The sequence below is a fragment of the Campylobacter concisus genome (assembly GCF_003049735.1).
Classification (GTDB): domain Bacteria; phylum Campylobacterota; class Campylobacteria; order Campylobacterales; family Campylobacteraceae; genus Campylobacter_A; species Campylobacter_A concisus_AN.
In genome coordinates this window covers 127,112-144,153 of sequence record NZ_PIRM01000001.1, presented here as the reverse complement: position 1 = coordinate 144,153, position 17,042 = coordinate 127,112, and the positions used below count along the sequence as shown (strand labels likewise).

The window sequence follows — 17,042 nt, the reverse complement described above, 5'->3', positions numbered from 1 at the left end:
GCTAGAATTTCTAGCTCTAAATTTAGTCGATAAACCTCTTTGTGATATTTGAGTAGGCATCGATCCTGCGGTCTCTTAAAAATGGCCAAATTCTACGCACTTCTTCGCTTCTTTTCATGTCTATCTCAACGATCTTGCAAAGCTCATCTGTGCTATTTGCGCGGAAAAGCTGCTCGCCTTGTGGCCCAAAAACAAAGCTATTTCCCCAAAATTTTATCCCATCCATCACGCCGCTATCATCTTTTTCAAAGCCCACACGATTTACCGCAACAACCGGCAGGCCATTTGCAACGCTGTGACCTCTTTGCACCGCCACCCACGCTTCAAGCTGTCTTGATTTTTCATCATCACTATCGCCATCAAACCAGCCAATAGCCGTTGGATAGATGAGAATTTTTGCCCCTTTTAGCGCCATCAGCCTTGCTGCCTCTGGATACCACTGATCCCAACACACCAAAACACCAAGCTTGCCAAGGCTGGTTTCAATAGGCTCAAAGCCAATATCGCCAGGCGTGAAGTAAAATTTCTCGTAAAATCCAGGATCATCAGGGATGTGCATTTTTCGGTATTTGCCAGCCACGCTGCCGTCACGCTCGAAGACAAAGGCGGTGTTGTGATAAAGTCCGTTAGCCCTCTTTTCAAAAAGCGAAGTGACTAAAACTACGCCATTTTCTTTTGCTACCTTGCCCCAAAAAGCGACGTCCTCTTGCCAGTCGTTTGCGTGATCAAAGAAATTTGTATCCTCGCTTTGGCAAAAGTATTGCGTCTGGTGCAGCTCTTGGCAGACAGCTAGATCAACGCCACCTTTTTTTGCCTCGGCGATTAGCTCAAGCGTCTTTGCGATAGTCGCCTCTTTTGTCCCTTTAAATTCTTGTTGAAGTAGTGCTACTTTCATCTCATCTCCCTTCTTTGTCGTTATATGGGTCTAAATGCGTGGTTATCTGCCACGAATAATCCCTAAATTTCTCTCTTATCTCAGCTTCAAGCGAGTCGGCCACCTCGTGTGCATCGTAAAGCGAGATATCTTTGTCAAAAACTAAATGCAGCGTTAAAAATATGGTATTTGCGCTCTGTCTTGTGTTTAGATAGTGAAAGTCTGAAATTCTCTGCTTTGCCTTTATCATCTTGATGATCCCCTCTGTGACCTCAGGACTTGCTGCATGATCTAGCAAGATACCAAGGGCGTCTTTGCCAAGGCTTATAGCGCTTTGAGCGATGTAGCCACTTATCACGATACCAAAGATCGCATCTATCATCACAAATCCGCTAAATTTAATGATAAGAAGAGAAATAATGACTGCAAGGTTGCTAAAAAGGTCGATCTTATAGTGCAGTGCGTCTGCTTTTATGATAAGATTGCCACTTTTTTTAGAAATTTGGTTTAAAAATAGCACCAAACATAGCGTTACTACGACCGAAAAGACCATCACGCCAAGGCTTAAGCCAAGGTCTATCTCTAAATTTGGCTCGCTAAATTTTTTAATACTCTCATAAAAAATATATCCAGCGGCCACAACGATGATGACGCACTCAAATAGCGCTGCCAAGGCCTCCAGCTTTGTGTAGCCAAAGTTAAATCTCTCATCAGCTTGTTTTCTTGACTTTCTAAGCGCAAATAAATTTAAAAGCGAGACTATAAAATCAAGCATCGAGTCAATCGCCGAGCCAAGCACAGCGACCGAGCCGCTAAAAAGCCCAGCTGTAAATTTCACAAGTGCGAGCAAAAAGGCGCAAGCTCCAGCTGCGATAACTGCCTTGTTTTCGCCCTGAGTGCACTCCTGCTTATTTATACGGTTAAACTCATAATCAAACGGACTTGACAAGACTAAGACCTTTTATATCTATTTTGGCTTGAGCAGTGAAGCGAGCCATTTTGACGCACAAAAACTAGCGAATTTACACCGATGATCTTTCTATCTGGCAGTGCCTTGGCTAGTAAATTTAGCACCTTTTCATCGTTTTCGTCGTTATATGCTGGCACGATCAAGGCACCATTTATAAAGATGAAATTTGCATAGGTGCAGCCAAGCCTTTTGCCCTCATAAAATTTAGGCTTAGGAAGCGGCAGAGCAAGTAGCTTAAAGCCAGTTTTTTTAAGCTCATCCTCCATCTTTTTAAGCTCATCAAAGTGCTCATCACTCTTGTCTTCGCAAGATGCGTAAGCTATCGTATCAGGCGTGATAAAACGCGCTAAAGTGTCGATGTGACTATCTGTATCATCGCCTCTTATAAAGCCATTTTCAAGCCAGATGATACGTTTTAAGCCAAATAAATTTTTTAGTTTTTCTTCGATCTGCTCTTTGCTAAGCGATTTGTTTCTATTTTCATTTAGCAAGCATTTTGAGGTGGTTAAAAGTACGCCATCTCCGTTAAACTCAACACTCCCACCCTCTAGTATCATATCAACTGGCTCAAGCTTAGTTTTGTAAATTTTAGCTAGCTCCAAATTTATCGCATCATCTTTTGAGCTCTTAAATTTACCGCCCCAAGCGTTAAATTTAAAGTCGTAGCTCTTTACGCCGTCCTTGGTGCAAACATCGATCATGCCGTAGTCTCTGATCCAAGTATCATCAGTATCAAGCTTTACAAACTCAACATTTTTAAATTTCTTAAACCTAGCAAAATTTGTCTCATCTGGGCAGATTAGTACCACCTTTTCAAAGGGCGTAATAGCAGCCACTAGCTCCTCATAGCTCGCCAAAATCTCCTCTAAATAGGGCTCCCAGTCGCTCTTACTATGTGGCAGCGATAAAAACAAAAGCTCCTGCTCTTCCCACTCTGCGTAAGCTCTCACGCTCTCTCCTTATAAATTTTATAAATTCCATAAATCGTGATGAATATCCAAAAGACCTCTATCAAAAATGAACCGAGGTTAAAGTGCACAAAAAGCGAGATTATAAGTAGCACCGCACCTACTAAATTTATTATCTGATAGGCTAGATCGAGGCTATTTAGGCGGCCGATCTGAAGTAAAAAGTAGCCCATCACGATGCAAATCATCCCTAAAAAGCCGATGATCTGAAAAAGATCGATCAAATTTTATCCTTTTTGCAAGCTTAAATTTAATGCAAGATCATATCTAATTAGTTTTAAATTTATGATTATAAGATAAAATAACTCCATTTTTCAGATTGGATTAAAGTTTTATGGATTTTGAGTTTATTGAGAAATTTTATCCGCTTTATGCTAAGGCCGGAGTGCTTACCTGTGAGATCGCCTTTTTAGGGATCATTTTTTCTATTTTGATCGGTATTTTTTGTATGGCTGTAAAATTTTACAAGCTAAAATTTCTATCAAAAGTGATTGACTGCTACGTCGAGCTCTCAAGAAATACGCCACTTCTTATACAGCTTTTCTTTTTATATTATGGCTTGCCAAAGCTTGGAGTGTCAATGAGTGGCTTTGCCTGTGCGGTCGCTGGTCTTAGCTTTCTTGGTGGTAGCTATATGAGCGAGAGCTTTAGGCTTGGCTTTGAGGCGGTGAGAAGGTCACAGATAGAAGCGGGACTAAGCATCGCACTTAGCAAAAATCAGCTCTTAAGATATGTTATCTTGCCTCAAGCATTTAGTGTAGCGGTGCCAAGCATTAGTGCAAATATTATCTTTTTACTAAAAGAAACAAGCATCGTTAGTATCGTGGCACTTGCTGATCTAGTTTACGTCGCAAAGGATCTTATCGGGCTTTATTACAAAACAGATGAGGCACTTTTTATGCTAGTAATTAGCTATCTCATCATCATCTTGCCAGTCTCGCTGGTACTTAGCTATGTCGAAAAAAGGGTGAGAAATGCAAGGAGTTAGTATATTATTTGATACGCAAAATTTACTAAGGCTCTTTGACGGTCTAGTCGTTAGCACAGAAATTTCATTTATCTCTATATTTATCTCTATAATCGGTGGTTTAGTGCTTGGCGTACTTATGAGCATGAAAAATAAATTTATCTATTTTATTTTAAAAATTTGCCTAGAAATCGTTCGTATAATGCCTCAGATCGTTTGGCTATTTTTATTTTATTTTGGTGTTAGTAAGGCGTTTGATATTCACATTTCAGCATTTACAGCCTCACTCATCGTCTTTAGCTTGTGGGGAATTTTTGAAATGATGGACATCGTGCGTGGTGCAATAACATCGATACCAAAACATCAATTTGAATCAGCCGCCTCGCTTGGGCTTAGTAAATTTCAAATTTACTCTCACGTCATCATCCCACTTGCCACGAGAAGGCTAGTGCCTGGGGCTGTAAATTTACTAAGCCGTATGATAAAAACGACCTCTATCGTCGTGCTAATTGGCGTTGTAGAGGTAGTCAAGGTCGGTCAGCAGATCATCGAGCGAAATGTATTTACAAATCCTATGGCACCATTTTGGATATACGCGCTCATATTCTTTTTATATTTTGTGATCTGCTATCCAGTCTCAAAACTATCAAAAAAACTAGAAGAAAAATGGAGTTAAAATGAGCGAAAACATATTAGAACTTAAAAAAATAAACAAATTTTATGGAGAGCTTCACGCCTTAAAAGATATAAATTTAGAGGTAAAAAGTGGTGAGGTGGTCGTGCTTCTTGGCCCATCAGGCTGTGGCAAAAGCACAACTCTTAGGTGCATAAACGGCCTTGAGAGTATCGCAAGCGGTGAGATAATAATCGATGGTGAAGCAATTGATGCTAAATTTAATGATTGGCAAAGGATCCGCCAAAAAGTCGGCATGGTCTTTCAAAGCTATGAGCTGTTTGATCATATGAACGTCATAGACAACGTCCTTCTTGGGCCTTTAAAGGTGCAAAAAAGAGATAGGGTCGAGGCCGAAAAGACCGCTGATATGTGGTTAAGCAAGGTTGGGCTACTTGATAAGAAATTTGCCTATCCAAAGGAGCTAAGTGGCGGCCAAAAGCAGCGCATAGCAATAGTAAGAAGCCTTTGTTTAAACCCTGAAATTATGCTATTTGACGAGGTTACGGCTGCGCTTGATCCAGAGATCGTTAGAGAAGTGCTTGATGTGATACTAAATTTAGCCAAAGATGGCATGACGATGCTAATAGTCACACACGAGATGAGCTTTGCAAGAGCAGTTGCAAACAAGATCGTATTTATGGATGCTGGGGCGATCGTGGAGATCAGCAAACCAGAGGAATTTTTTACCAACCCAAAGAGCGATCGCGCTAAGAAATTTCTAAATTTATTCTCGTTTTAGAAAAAATAAGAGATAATTTGCCGTTTTTTCAAAATGCGTTTAGAGCGAAATTTTAACGCTCTTATTTATTTAACTTTTTTACAAGGAGAAAGAGTGAGAAAATTTAAATTTTTCTTATTAGCATTAATCGCTACCGTCTTTCTAACGGGTTGTGGTAATGACAAAGGTGCCGACACGGCAAAAGCTGCTTCAAACGAAGCTGATGCGATCGCAAAGATCAAAGAGCGTGGATTTGTAAGAATTGGCGTTTTCAGCGACAAACCACCATTTGGCTATGTCGATAAAGACGGCAAAAACCAAGGCTATGATATTTACTTTGCAAAACGTATCGCAAAAGACCTACTAGGCGATGAGAGCAAGGTAAAATTTGAGCTAGTCGAGGCTGCTGGTAGAGTTGAAGTTTTAGTAGCTGATAAAGTAGATATTACGCTTGCAAATTTTACAAAGACACCTGAGCGCGCACAAGTTGTTGATTTTGCGCTTCCATACATGAAGGTTTCGCTTGGCATCGTAAGCCCTGAAGGTGCAGTGATAAAGAGCATCGATGAGCTAAAAGATAAAACCCTAATCGTAAATAAGGGCACGACTGCGGACGCGTTTTTTACAAAAAATTATCCTGACATTAAGCTTGCAAAATACGACCAAAATACTGAAACATTTGCGGCTTTGGTTGATAAAAGAGGTGCTGCACTAGCACATGATAACGCACTACTTTTTGCCTGGGCGAAAGAAACTCCAGGCTTTGTTGTAGGCGTTGAGGCACTTGGTGATGTGGACGTGATAGCACCAGCTGTTAAAAAAGGTAACAAAGTTTTACTTGACTGGCTAAACAATGAGATCATTGAGCTCGGAAAAGAAAATTTCTTCCACAAAGACTATGATGCTACACTAAAACCAATCTATGGTGATAGCGTAAATCCAGAATCACTTGTCGTTGAAGGTGGCAAACTCTAAAATTTAATGGCGTAAATTTTTACGCCATCTCTCTTTTTTTAAATTTAACAAATACGTTTGTAAAAATTTTTGCCGGTAGGTTACACTGCATAAAATCCATAAAGGGCGGATATCTTACATACCTGAGTAGCAAACTAGTAGACGACCCCTTGCAAAATAATGAGCTATAGATAGACTACTTGCGGATTTAAATTGCATTATCCACATGAAGGTTCAAAAAAGTTAAGCCGCATGTTATTTTATAAATTTAAATTCTAGATGGATGGTATGTATGCAAAGTTTCCAAAAAATCCACGAAAGCTAGGTGAGAAAGATACAACTTAGTTTTTAAATGTTTAAACAAAAATTTTAAAGAGCATTTTGGAGTAAATTTAACCCAAAATGCTTTTATTGGTTACATTAAGCTCTTAAGCAAATTTGTCACTTTTTGCTCGATCTCTTCTAAAAATTCCTTACTCTTTGCTTCAAATCTAGTGACGATAACTGGCGTTGTATTTGATGCGCGCACCAGTGCCCAGCCATTTTCAAACTGAATCCTTATGCCATCAATATCAATGATATTTTTTATCTTTGGCAGGTCGCAACTCTCGTTTTTTATGCACTCTTTTAGCTTGGCAACTATCTTAAATTTAGCCTCATCAGTCGTCTTTACCTTGATCTCATCAGTGCTAAAGACAAGCGGCATCTTATCAAGCTCACCATCAAGATCAAAACCCTTGTGAACCAGCTCAAGCACCCTCATCATCGCATAAAGTGCGTCGTCAAAGCCAAAATAGCGCTCTTTAAAAAAGATATGACCGCTAACTTCAGCCGCAAGATCGACATTTAGCTCTTTCATCATCTTTTTTATATTGCTGTGTCCTGTTTTTCCCATGAAAACTTCGCCGATCTTTGCGATCTCATCGTACATGTTTTGCGAGCATTTAACCTCACCAAGTACCTTTGGATGTTTCATATTTAGAGCATAAAGATAGGCTAGCTCATCGCCTTTTATATCTCTTTTTGGCGTTATAACTGCGATCCTGTCGCCATCTCCGTCAAAGCCAAATCCAAGGTCAAATTCTTTCTTTTCGATGAGCGAAAATAGCTCTTTTAAATTCTCTTTTTCACTTGGATCTGGGTGGTGATTTGGGAAATTTCCGTCTGGATCTTCATATAAAATTTTTGCATTTAGCCCAAGTGCTTTGACGATGGGCACCAAGCTTACGCCAACAGCGCCATTTGCACAGTCAATAACAAAGGGCTTTTTGAAATTTTTAAGCTCACTAAATTCTTGTACAAAAAACTCAACGTATTTTTCTAAGATATTAAATTTCTCACAGCTTTCATCGTCTGCAATCTGCTCACCAGAGGCGATTATCTCATTCACCTTATCTTTTAAAATTTGCAGATCTTTGCCAAAAAAACTATCTTTTTTGATAGTGATCTTAAAGCCGTTATAATCTTTTGGGTTGTGAGAGCCCGTGATCATGATGTTTGCGTCAAAATAATCAGCATAAACGCTAAAGTAGCCAACAGGAGTTGGAAGCAAGCCGATGTTATAAATTTTAAAGCCACCAGCCTTGTTTAGACCACTTAGCAGATACCTAAAAAGCGTGCTAGCACTTAGCCTTGCATCAAAACCAACACTTAAAGTTTTCACGCCAAATTCGTTAAATTTCTTACCCAAAGCAAGCCCTATAGCCTTGACGCTATCTTCTGTCAAGTCCTTTTCAAAAATACCGCGGATGTCATATTCTCTAAAAATTTCATCATATTTCATTGTAAATTCTCCATAAAAGAAAGCAAAATGATACAAGAATAAATTTAAAAAGGAGTAAATAATTTTATAAATTTAGTGAGGTTAAAGTTTAAATATAAATTCGAGCTAGAAGGCTCTAGCTCGAAAAGGGCTGCTACATCATGCCGCCCATACCACCCATTCCGCCCATGTCAGGCATTGCAGGCATTGCTTTTTCTTCTTTTATCTCGCTGATAGTTGCCTCAGTCGTTAGCAACAAACTAGCCACGCTAACAGCATTTTGAAGCGCAACTCTCTCAACTTTCACTGGATCGATGATGCCAGCTTCAAACATATTTACATATTCGCCAGTTGCAGCGTTAAAGCCAAAATTTGCATCTTTGCTTGTCTCAACTGCGTTTGCTACTACGCCTGCGTCAAAACCAGCGTTCTCAGCGATTTGGCGAAGTGGAGCACGAAGCGCTCTTCTGACGATCTCAGCGCCGATTGCCTCATCACCTTGTAAATTTAGATTTACACTCTTTGAAGCAAGGATAAGAGCTGAACCGCCACCTACTACAATACCCTCTTCAACAGCTGCACGAGTAGCGCTTAGAGCATCATCAACGCGGTCTTTTTTCTCTTTCATCTCAGTTTCAGTCGCAGCACCTACTTTGATAACTGCCACGCCGCCGCTTAGTTTTGCAAGACGCTCTTGTAGTTTTTCTTTGTCATAGTCGCTTGTAGTTTCTGCGATTTGAGCTTTGATCTGAGTTATTCTAGCGTCTATTGCTGACTTCTCGCCTGCACCATTTACGATAGTTGTGTTATCTTTGTCGATAACTACGCTTGAAGCTTGTCCAAGGTCATTTATAGTAGCGCTTTCAAGTGTTCTGCCTAGCTCTTCACTGATAACTTCGCCACCTGTTAAAATAGCGATATCTTCAAGCATCGCTTTTCTTCTGTCGCCAAAACCAGGAGCTTTTACAGCTGAGATGTTTAGTACGCCGCGAAGTTTATTTACAACAAGCGTTGCAAGCGCCTCGCCCTCGATATCTTCAGCGATGATTAGAAGTGGTTTGCCACTCTTTTGTACTTGCTCAAGCACTGGAAGCAGGTCTTTTAAATTTGTGATCTTCTTGTCAAATAGCAATATAAATGGATTGCTTAGCTCAACTTGCATCTTTTCAGGGTTTGTGATGAAGTATGGGCTTAGGTATCCGCGGTCAAACTGCATACCCTCAACAACGCTTAGCTCGTCTTGGATAGATTTTGCCTCTTCTACTGTTATGACGCCATCTTTACCGACTTTTTCCATCGCATCAGCGATTAGTTTACCGATGCTCTCATCTGAGTTAGCAGAGATAGTAGCGATCTGAGCGATCTCTTTTGAGCCTGATACTTTTTTAGAGATATTTTTTAGTGCATCTATAAGAGCTGCTACTTCTTTATCCATACCGCGTTTTACTTCGATAGGATTTGCGCCAGCAGTTACGTTTCTAAGGCCCTCTTTAAATATAGCGTGAGCTAGCACGGTTGCTGTTGTAGTGCCGTCACCTGCTTGGTCGTTTGTCTTGCTTGCTACTTCTCTAACTAGGCTTGCACCCATGTTTTCGATAGTATCTTTTAGCTCAACCTCTTTAGCCACACTAACGCCGTCTTTTGTGATGTTTGGAGCACCAAAGCTCTTTTGGATAAGGACATTTCTGCCTCTTGGTCCCATTGTCACTTTTACAGCGTCATTTAGTTTTTTTACGCCCTCGTATAGGCGGTTTCTTGCATCATCAGAGTAAAAAATTTCTTTTGCCATTGTTTTTCCTTTCGGTTTTAATTTATTTTAAAAAATCAGCCTTATTTATCATTGACAAAGGCATATTAATATCAAAAATTTTACCGCGAATATTTGAATAGCCGTTTTTAGCTAGTCTTTCACTGTGCATTTTCAGATATTTTTCCGCATTCTCCTTATTGTCAAAAAGATAAATTCCGCCGGCTTCTTTTGTTTGTTTATTCTCAGTCCAAATTTTCCATATCATACCGGGTTCTTGGTTGATACTTTTAGCCAAATCCTCAAAAGCTTTTGACATCTCGTCTCCAAAAAGACCTTCTTGCGGAAAATCAACATACATAATCGCAGCCATCTGCAGCCTTATTTTAAAACACCTAAAACATCATCAATGTTTAAAACAAGATATGTTTTATCATCTAAATTTATCTCAGTGCCACCGTATTTTGCAAATACAACTTTATCACCAACTTTTACGCCCTCTACTTCAGCACCAACTGCTTTTACCTCACCGCTTAAAGGTTTTTCTTTTGCGTTATCAGGTATAATAATGCCCGAAGCTGTGGTCTTTGTCTCCTCTACGCGTTCGACTAGAACACGCTTGCCTAATGGTTGAAAGTTCATTGTTCATCCTTTTGGTTTAATTGTCTTTTTTAGCACTCTTTATTTTTGAGTGATGAGATCCTAGCACTTTTTTCTAAAAAAGTCAATAATTTATAGTTAAATTTTATTAAAACTTTAGTCACTTGCACTAAAGATTTATGATATATAAAACTAATATAAAGGAAATTTATGAAAAAAATAGCCTATTTAGTAGTGGCTTTGGCGCTGATAATCCTTTGCATTTTTGGCTTTATCTTTAGCTCTTTTGGCAATAAATTTATAGCCAACAAAATAGAAAAAGAGGCACTCGCTCGTGGTATTGATGTCAAATTTAAAGATTTTAGCCTAGGATTTAGCACGCTGAATTTAGAAGCAACCGTGATGAATGCCATAAATTTAAAAGCAAATGGCGACCTCTCCTTGTTTACTCAAAGCATGAATTTAAACATAGATATAAATGCCGACAAGGCAAAGGCTAACGAGCTTGGGTTAAAAAGAGATGTAGCGCTTAAAGCAAACGTGGCTGGTAAATTTAGCGACTTCAAGCTAGTGGCAACTGGCACGGCGCTTGGCTCAAACATAAATTTAAATGCAATTTTAAAAGACTACCTGCCAAAAGCTCTAAATCTTGACGCTAAAAATATCGAACTTTCCGAGATATCAGCCCTTGCACAAAAGCCAAATTTAGCTAGTGGCAAGCTTGATCTAACGAGCAACATGCAAGGGGTTGATGAGAAAAATGAGCCAATCATTAACGCTCAAATTTTAGCAAGTGGTGCAGTGATAAACAAAGAAATTCTTAAAAACGAATTTGGGCTAAATTTGGTAAAAGATATAAGCTTTAAAGGCGGCGTAAATGCTAAATTTGCAAATGAAAAAGTAGTGGCAAAAGCCCTCATCATCGCACCTGAAGCCACTTTAAAAGCAAATGAGACGACTTATGATCTAGCTAGCAAAAATTTAAAGAGCGACTTTTCGCTAAACGTGCCTGATCTTGCCCTTTTTGGCAAGCTCATAAATCAACAACTAAGCGGCGCTGTGGATGCAAACGGCGAAATTACAATGCAAGAAAATGTCCTTAAAAACCTAAAAGCTGAGATAAACGGGCTTGGTGGCAAGATAAATGCAAATTTTGATAGTAAAAACTTAGCCCTAAATGCGGCCAGCATAAAGCTAAAAAAGCTTCTAGCGCTTGCCTTGCAGCCTAGCTACGCAGACGGAGAGATAAATTTAAACGCAAATTTTAGCGGCTTTGACGAGCTAAAAAAGCTTGCAGGCGAGGCTAAATTTGAGATAAAAAATGGCCTTATAAATAATGGTCTTGCAAAGCTTAAAAACGCGGCTAAATTTGAGCTGAAAGGCGGCGCCACCGCAAAAGGTGAGCTTGTAAATTTTGACGCAAGCGTGCTTAGCGACCTTGGCGAGCTAAAGGATGTAAAGGGCGTTTTTGGCCTAAAAAACAGTCAAATTTTTAGCAAATTTGCTCTGCTCATTAGCGACCATGAGAAATTTAAAGCGGTTAGCGGCTTTGAGGTTGGCTCAAAGATGGCGCTTGCGGGCGACGTGAAGGTTAAAGAGAGCAAGATAGATGAGCTAAATTTAGGCGGCGATGCCTTTGCTGGCAAGCTAAACGTCACCATAAAAAATGAAAATCTTGATCTTAGCCTAAAAGAGGCGCAGTTAGGAGAGATCTTGGCACTTAGCGGCAACGACAGGCTGGCAAATGCTAAGACAAATGTCCAAGCAAAGGGGCAAAATATCTTTAGTAAAAGCCCAAGCGTTACCGCAACGATCGCTTTAAATGATGGTAAATTTAACGCCGCAGCGCTTAGCAAAATGCTTGATAAAAAATTCCCTGAAAATGAGAAATTTAGCTCAAATTTGAGCCTAGACTACAAAGGCGACATGGCAAAATTTAGTGGCGACTTTCTTAGCTCGCTAGCTGATATAAAGGGCATAGACGGCAGCTTTGACGCGGGCAAAAACACGCTAAACTTAAAGCTTCAAGCGGTAGTTTCAGAGCTAAATAAGCTTGCATTTTTAGCTGGTCGCGAGCTTCACGGTAAATTTGCAGCCCTCATAAAGGCAAATGGCAAAGTGGACGACCTTGTAGTAAAAGCCACTTCAGATGATCTATTTAAGGGTAAACTCGAGGCAAACTACAAAGGCGGCGCGCTTGATGCGGCGCTAAAAAACTTTGAGGTTAAAGGGCTAACGCAGACTTTGGGGCTAGAGCATCTTTATGACGGCAACGGCGATGCTAAATTTGACTACGAAACAAAGCAAAAGCTCGGCAAATTTGACATCTTACTAAAAGAGGGTCACCTAGCCAGCACAAATCTCACAAACAGCATCAAAACCTTCACTGGCAAGGACATCACAAAAGAGATTTACAAAGACGGCAAAATTTATGGCGATATAAAAGGCGATAATGTAGTTTTTAACGTAAATTTAAGCTCACCAAAAAGCGACATAAAGGTTGCAAACGGCACTTATAATACCGCGACAAAAATGCTTAACGCACCGCTTGTTTGCAGGCTAGAAAAGACCGATCTAAACGTGCAAATTTCAGGCACGACAGATAAGCTAAAATACGACGTCAGATCACAATATCTCGAAAATAAGGTCAAAAAAGAGATAGGTAGATTTTTAGATAAAAAGCTTGGCAAAGATGATGACGCAAGCAGCGAAAAGCAAAATTTAAAAGGGCTTTTAAAGGGGCTATTTTAGATAAAAAGGCAGAGGATTTAAAGTATCTAATGGGGCTTGGGCAATTTTGTAGCGACATAAACCAAAGTGCCCTTGGCGCGATGCTGCCATTTTTCATCGCAAGCTACCACTACGACTATGCCACAGCCGCCTCGCTTGTGACCGCCACAAATTGCTCATCCAACCACTTATCGGCCGCCTAAGAGACAAAAAGAGCTGCCATACATCATCCCGCTTGGGCTACTACTTGCTGGCGGGGGCATAAGCCTCACTGGCTTTGTCACAAACTACTACCTCATCTTGGTTTGCGTGATGATAAGCGGTATCGGCGCCGCGCTCTTTCATCCAAGCGCTGCAAGGATCGTAAACTACGCCTCAAACACCAAAAATAGAGCCAAAAGCATAAGTATATTTTCATTTGGTGGCAATGTGGGCTTTGCGGTTGGACCCATTTTAGTCGCCGTTTTTGTGGGAAATTTTGGCCTAAAAGGGACGCTGGTCTTTATAATCCCTCAAATTTTTCTGACACTTTTATACCTTAAAAAGGGCAAATTTATAAAAGCGCTAGAAGGCAATCACAAAAAGCAAATTTCACAAAAAACAAGCGTCCTAAAAGACGATCTGGGCGCGTTTTTAAGGCTTTCTCTGTATATATTTTCACGCTCGATCGTCGCTTTTGGCTTTTCAGCATTTTTTAGCATATACCTCATCAAAATTTTTGGCCTTAGCAAAGAAGCTGCAAATGTAAATTTAAGCCTATTTTTTGCTGCAGGTGCGATCTCTACGCTATTTGGCGGAGCGCTAGCGGATAGATACGGCCTAGTTAGGCTTATCAAAATAAGCCTAAGTATCGCCGCGCCACTAGTCGTGCTAATGCTCTTTATCGACAGCTATGCGCTATTTCTCGCAGCCTCTATGTGTGTGAGCGCCTGCATCAGCCTATCTTTTAGCCCCTCAATCGCCCTTGCGCAGCTTTATTTGCCAAATCAAATCGGCCTAGCCTCAGGCGTAACGCTTGGCCTTAGTATCACGATCGGTGGCATATTCGCAACGGTCATCGGCAAGATCGCCGACATCTTTAGCCTAACGCACTCGTTTTACTTTATTGCCACAGTATCACTTATTTGTGCAACATCGAGCTATTTTTTAAAGTCAGTTAGTAGAACTTAAATTTATATCCCCTACTTCATTTTTATATAAAAATTACGTAAGGAAATTTACGAGTAAATTTTAATTTCTATTTATTTTGCCCTACTCGCAACGAGACTTCGCTGCGGGGAAATAAGCGAAATTTTAAGACGTAAAAGAGCCGAGCCATGGCTTTTGGGCGGCGGTATTTTGTGATATATTTAAATGTTGCGCGGTTAAAATTTGCGCAGACTAGACAAATAGAAAATTTAAATTTTGATTAATAAAGCATCAAGGCAAAGTATCTTGTGATGATTTTAAATGCTACGAAGAAATTTTCGACTGAAGATAAAGCAAATAAATTTAAGCCACCAAGACAAGAATTTTTTGTTTTGTTTAGTAATTTTAAACCCAAGATGCAGTATTTTTTGCTAAACCTAGGTAAAAATTTTACGACGTAAAAGAGCTGATCCATGGCACTTGACGGCAATATTTTATTGTATATCTAAATGTTGTGAGGTTAAAATTTGCGCAGACTAGACACATGGTCTGTCGAGCAAAATTTTAGCAAGCTCATTTAAAGATACACAAAAGACAACGCTTATAATTTTCTCATCTTCGCTATTTCGTCTCTTAACGCCGCCGCCTTCTCAAACTCCAGCTGCGCCGCCGCTTCAAGCATCTGCTTTCTTAGCTCTTTTACTATCGCGGCTCGCTCGCTTGCTGGCATCTTCTCTAAATTTTTACCACGCTTGTAAATTTCACCATCATCTTCGACATGCAAGCTCTCTTCGATATTTCTACTTGCAGAGTGTGGTGTAATGCCGTGAGCTTTGTTGTATTCATCTTGAAATTTACGCCTAGCAGTCGTCGTATCGATGGCCTCTTTCATGGATTTTGTTACCTTTTTGGCAAACATTAATACCTTGCCATTTACATTTCTAGCCGCGCGCCCCATCGTCTGTATAAGGCTCGTGGTCGAGCGCAAAAAGCCCTCTTTATCGGCGTCCATTATCGCTATCAGGCTCACTTCAGGCAGGTCAAGCCCCTCACGAAGCAAATTTATGCCTATTAGCATGTCAAATTCGCCACTTCTAAGCCCTCTAATGATCTCATTTCGCTCGATCGCGTCGATGTCTGAGTGCATATACTTGACCTTTATGCCAAGCTCGATGTAGTAGCGGCTTAGCTCCTCGGCCATCTTTTTAGTTAGTACCGTAACCAGCACACGCTCACCTCTTGCGATGACCGCCTTTGCCTCGTCAAACAGCGCCTCAACTTGATTGTCACTATCTTTTATCTCAATCAAAGGATCAAGCAGCCCGGTAGGACGCAAAATTTGCTCATAAACATGCCCCTGGCTGATGCCAAGCTCGTATTCGTTTGGCGTGGCTGAGACAAAGAGAAATTTCGCCTTTTTGCTTATAAACTCGTCAAATTTAAGCGGCCTGTTATCAAGAGCTGATGGCAAGCGAAATCCATACTCCACAAGCACCTCTTTACGGCTCCTATCACCCGCGTACATACCTCTAAACTGCGGCAAACTCACGTGGCTCTCATCGACGATAACCAGATAGTCTTTGCCACTTATCTCAAAGTAGTCAAACATCGAGTACGGCGTCTCTCCAGGCTTTTGTCCGGTTAGGTGGCGCGCGTAGTTTTCGATGCCCTTGCACATACCTGTACTTGCCATCATCTCAAGGTCAAACTCTACCCTTTGCTTTAGCCTCTGCGCCTCGACTAACTTGCCTTGCTCGTTAAACTCTTTTAAACGAATATCTAGCTCCTCTTCGATCTCTTTCATCGCGATCTTTAGCCTATCAGCGCCCACGATGAACTGGCTTGTCGCATAAAGCGTAAATTTAGAGATGTCCTTTAGCCTCTTGTTATCAAGCACGTCAAAATGATACATCGCATCGATCTCATCGCCAAAAAACTCGATCCTTAGGGCTTCGTCGTTATAGTAAGCTGGATAAACGTCCACCACATCGCCATTTACGCGAAAGTCACCCCTATCAAAATAGTTGTCATTGCGCTTATAGCCCATATCCACAAGCTGCTCTAAAAGCTTTCTTTGACTTATCTTCTCACCCACGCTAAGATATGCCACCATCCCCTTATACTCGCTTGGATTACCAAGTCCGTAGTTTGCAGAGACTGAAGCCACGCAGATGACATCATCAAAGCTTAGCAAGCTAGCCGTCGCAGAGAGGCGCAGGCGCTCAAGCTCCTCATTTACCGAGCTATCCTTTTCTATATATAGGTCACTTCTTGGGATGTAGGCCTCTGGCTGGTAGTAGTCGTAGTAGCTTATGAAGTACTCGACATGATTTTTTGGGAAAAAGCCCTTAAATTCGCTATAAAGCTGCGCGGCTAAGGATTTGTTATGCGTCATGATAAGCGTTGGCATGTTTAGCTCACGTATGACGTTTGCCATGGTAAAGGTCTTGCCAGATCCTGTCACGCCTAGAAGAGTTTGGTACTTATTGCCTGATTTTATGCTTTTTACTATCTCTTTTATCGCTCTTGCTTGGTCACTGCTTGGGCTAAATTTAGATGAAATTTCAAATTTACTCATTGATTGCCTTTAAATTTGGGTGAATTTTATAGCAAAGATAGTGCTTTGTCAAATGAGAATTTTAATAAGAATTTAGCCTCTGCGTGTTAGAATACGAGCCTAATTATTATTTTAAAGGAACTTTTATGTTTGAAGATAATGCGATCTTAACCACACTAAGCGATAAAGTAAATGACCTGATCACAAAATATGACGAACTTTGCAAAACGAACGAAGAGTTGCGTAATGAGATCGTAACTTTAAAAGCACAAAATGAGGCAAAAAGCAATCAAATCATGCGTTTAGAAGAGGATCTTGACAAGAAAAATACTGAAGCTGACGATGTAATGAGAAAAATCGAAGCTGTCCTTGGCAGATAAGCTTGGTTAAA

General features: G+C 40.5%; 17 protein-coding genes. 8 read left to right on the top strand and 9 right to left on the bottom strand.

Annotated features, from left to right (window positions below; genetic code table 11):
- Positions 1 to 22: 22 nt before the first annotated feature.
- From CVS97_RS00725 to CVS97_RS00710, 4 genes are read right to left on the bottom strand one after another with little or no spacing between them, the layout of a single operon-like run.
- A complete protein-coding gene (locus CVS97_RS00725) occupies positions 23 to 895 on the bottom strand; it encodes a carbon-nitrogen hydrolase (protein ID WP_107784731.1) in 873 nt (290 codons plus the stop codon).
- Position 896: 1 nt separating this feature from the next.
- Positions 897 to 1,823: a cation diffusion facilitator family transporter gene (locus tag CVS97_RS00720; protein ID WP_107784730.1), complete on the bottom strand. Its 927-nt coding sequence runs from the start codon at positions 1,821 to 1,823 to the stop codon at positions 897 to 899.
- Positions 1,824 to 1,825: 2 nt separating this feature from the next.
- Positions 1,826 to 2,794, bottom strand: coding sequence for an agmatine deiminase family protein (locus tag CVS97_RS00715; RefSeq protein ID WP_107784729.1), 969 nt, complete (start codon positions 2,792 to 2,794; stop codon positions 1,826 to 1,828).
- Entirely contained in the window at positions 2,791 to 3,036 is a 246-nt protein-coding gene (locus CVS97_RS00710) for a CBU_0592 family membrane protein (RefSeq protein ID WP_107784728.1), read from the bottom strand. The genes CVS97_RS00715 and CVS97_RS00710 overlap by 4 nt, the downstream gene beginning before the upstream one ends.
- A 110-nt stretch (positions 3,037 to 3,146) precedes the next feature.
- Here CVS97_RS00710 and CVS97_RS00705 point away from each other — a divergent pair, with 110 nt between their 5' ends.
- The 4 genes from CVS97_RS00705 to CVS97_RS00690 all read left to right on the top strand — a co-directional run bounded on the left by CVS97_RS00705 (position 3,147) and on the right by CVS97_RS00690 (position 6,148).
- Positions 3,147 to 3,800 (top strand): amino acid ABC transporter permease, encoded by a 654-nt coding sequence (locus CVS97_RS00705; RefSeq protein WP_107784727.1) that lies wholly within the window; start codon positions 3,147 to 3,149, stop codon positions 3,798 to 3,800.
- Positions 3,787 to 4,455: an amino acid ABC transporter permease gene (locus CVS97_RS00700; RefSeq protein ID WP_107784726.1), complete on the top strand. Its 669-nt coding sequence runs from the start codon at positions 3,787 to 3,789 to the stop codon at positions 4,453 to 4,455. The genes CVS97_RS00705 and CVS97_RS00700 overlap by 14 nt, the downstream gene beginning before the upstream one ends.
- Before the next feature lies 1 nt (position 4,456).
- On the top strand, positions 4,457 to 5,194 hold the full coding sequence (locus tag CVS97_RS00695) for an amino acid ABC transporter ATP-binding protein (protein WP_107784725.1): 738 nt from the start codon (positions 4,457 to 4,459) through the stop codon (positions 5,192 to 5,194).
- Between the two features lie 93 nt (positions 5,195 to 5,287).
- On the top strand, positions 5,288 to 6,148 hold the full coding sequence (locus tag CVS97_RS00690) for a cysteine ABC transporter substrate-binding protein (RefSeq protein WP_072594383.1): 861 nt from the start codon (positions 5,288 to 5,290) through the stop codon (positions 6,146 to 6,148).
- A gap of 394 nt (positions 6,149 to 6,542) precedes the next feature.
- Here CVS97_RS00690 and CVS97_RS00685 read toward each other — a convergent pair whose 3' ends face one another.
- The 4 genes from CVS97_RS00685 to groES all read right to left on the bottom strand — a co-directional run bounded on the left by CVS97_RS00685 (position 6,543) and on the right by groES (position 10,278).
- Entirely contained in the window at positions 6,543 to 7,910 is a 1,368-nt protein-coding gene (locus tag CVS97_RS00685; RefSeq protein WP_107784724.1) for a phosphomannomutase/phosphoglucomutase, read from the bottom strand.
- A 133-nt stretch (positions 7,911 to 8,043) separates the two neighbouring features.
- A complete protein-coding gene (gene groL, locus CVS97_RS00680; RefSeq protein WP_002940160.1) occupies positions 8,044 to 9,678 on the bottom strand; it encodes a chaperonin GroEL in 1,635 nt (544 codons plus the stop codon).
- Positions 9,679 to 9,700: 22 nt separating this feature from the next.
- A complete protein-coding gene (locus tag CVS97_RS00675) occupies positions 9,701 to 10,009 on the bottom strand; it encodes a monooxygenase (protein WP_084042163.1) in 309 nt (102 codons plus the stop codon).
- A gap of 8 nt (positions 10,010 to 10,017) precedes the next feature.
- Complete coding sequence (groES, locus tag CVS97_RS00670) at positions 10,018 to 10,278, bottom strand: co-chaperone GroES (RefSeq protein ID WP_072594386.1); 261 nt, start codon at positions 10,276 to 10,278, stop codon at positions 10,018 to 10,020.
- Positions 10,279 to 10,446: 168 nt separating this feature from the next.
- Between groES and CVS97_RS00665 the strand changes: the two genes are divergently transcribed.
- Genes CVS97_RS00665 through CVS97_RS00660 form a run of 3 tightly spaced genes read left to right on the top strand, consistent with a single transcriptional unit; the run spans position 10,447 to position 14,136 of the window.
- On the top strand, positions 10,447 to 12,987 hold the full coding sequence (locus CVS97_RS00665; RefSeq protein ID WP_107784723.1) for a tryptophanyl-tRNA synthetase: 2,541 nt from the start codon (positions 10,447 to 10,449) through the stop codon (positions 12,985 to 12,987).
- Positions 12,988 to 13,016: 29 nt separating this feature from the next.
- Complete coding sequence (locus CVS97_RS09285) at positions 13,017 to 13,169, top strand: hypothetical protein (protein ID WP_199905984.1); 153 nt, start codon at positions 13,017 to 13,019, stop codon at positions 13,167 to 13,169.
- The gene (locus tag CVS97_RS00660; protein WP_199905986.1) at positions 13,138 to 14,136 is read left to right on the top strand and encodes an MFS transporter; all 999 of its coding nucleotides are present in this window, start codon (positions 13,138 to 13,140) and stop codon (positions 14,134 to 14,136) included. The genes CVS97_RS09285 and CVS97_RS00660 overlap by 32 nt, the downstream gene beginning before the upstream one ends.
- Before the next feature lie 559 nt (positions 14,137 to 14,695).
- Here CVS97_RS00660 and uvrB read toward each other — a convergent pair.
- Positions 14,696 to 16,672, bottom strand: a complete 1,977-nt coding sequence (uvrB, locus tag CVS97_RS00655; protein WP_107784722.1) for an excinuclease ABC subunit UvrB — start codon at positions 16,670 to 16,672, stop codon at positions 14,696 to 14,698.
- A 125-nt stretch (positions 16,673 to 16,797) separates the two neighbouring features.
- Between uvrB and CVS97_RS00650 the strand changes: the two genes are divergently transcribed.
- A complete protein-coding gene (locus tag CVS97_RS00650) occupies positions 16,798 to 17,031 on the top strand; it encodes a cell division protein ZapB (protein WP_021091279.1) in 234 nt (77 codons plus the stop codon).
- Positions 17,032 to 17,042 lie beyond the last annotated feature (11 nt).

Bases quoted from the DNA above. Each gene is read 5' to 3' on its own strand.
- CVS97_RS00725 (WP_107784731.1), bottom strand. From the start codon at position 895: ATGAAAGTAGCACTACTTCAACAAGAATTTAAAGGGACAAAAGAGGCG.
- CVS97_RS00705 (WP_107784727.1), top strand. From the start codon at position 3,147: ATGGATTTTGAGTTTATTGAGAAATTTTATCCGCTTTATGCTAAGGCC.
- CVS97_RS00700 (WP_107784726.1), top strand. From the start codon at position 3,787: ATGCAAGGAGTTAGTATATTATTTGATACGCAAAATTTACTAAGGCTC.
- CVS97_RS00695 (WP_107784725.1), top strand. From the start codon at position 4,457: ATGAGCGAAAACATATTAGAACTTAAAAAAATAAACAAATTTTATGGA.
- CVS97_RS00685 (WP_107784724.1), bottom strand. From the start codon at position 7,910: ATGAAATATGATGAAATTTTTAGAGAATATGACATCCGCGGTATTTTT.
- groL (WP_002940160.1), bottom strand. From the start codon at position 9,678: ATGGCAAAAGAAATTTTTTACTCTGATGATGCAAGAAACCGCCTATAC.
- CVS97_RS00675 (WP_084042163.1), bottom strand. From the start codon at position 10,009: ATGGCTGCGATTATGTATGTTGATTTTCCGCAAGAAGGTCTTTTTGGA.
- groES (WP_072594386.1), bottom strand. From the start codon at position 10,278: ATGAACTTTCAACCATTAGGCAAGCGTGTTCTAGTCGAACGCGTAGAG.
- CVS97_RS00665 (WP_107784723.1), top strand. From the start codon at position 10,447: ATGAAAAAAATAGCCTATTTAGTAGTGGCTTTGGCGCTGATAATCCTT.
- CVS97_RS09285 (WP_199905984.1), top strand. From the start codon at position 13,017: ATGGGGCTTGGGCAATTTTGTAGCGACATAAACCAAAGTGCCCTTGGC.
- uvrB (WP_107784722.1), bottom strand. From the start codon at position 16,672: ATGAGTAAATTTGAAATTTCATCTAAATTTAGCCCAAGCAGTGACCAA.
- CVS97_RS00650 (WP_021091279.1), top strand. From the start codon at position 16,798: ATGTTTGAAGATAATGCGATCTTAACCACACTAAGCGATAAAGTAAAT.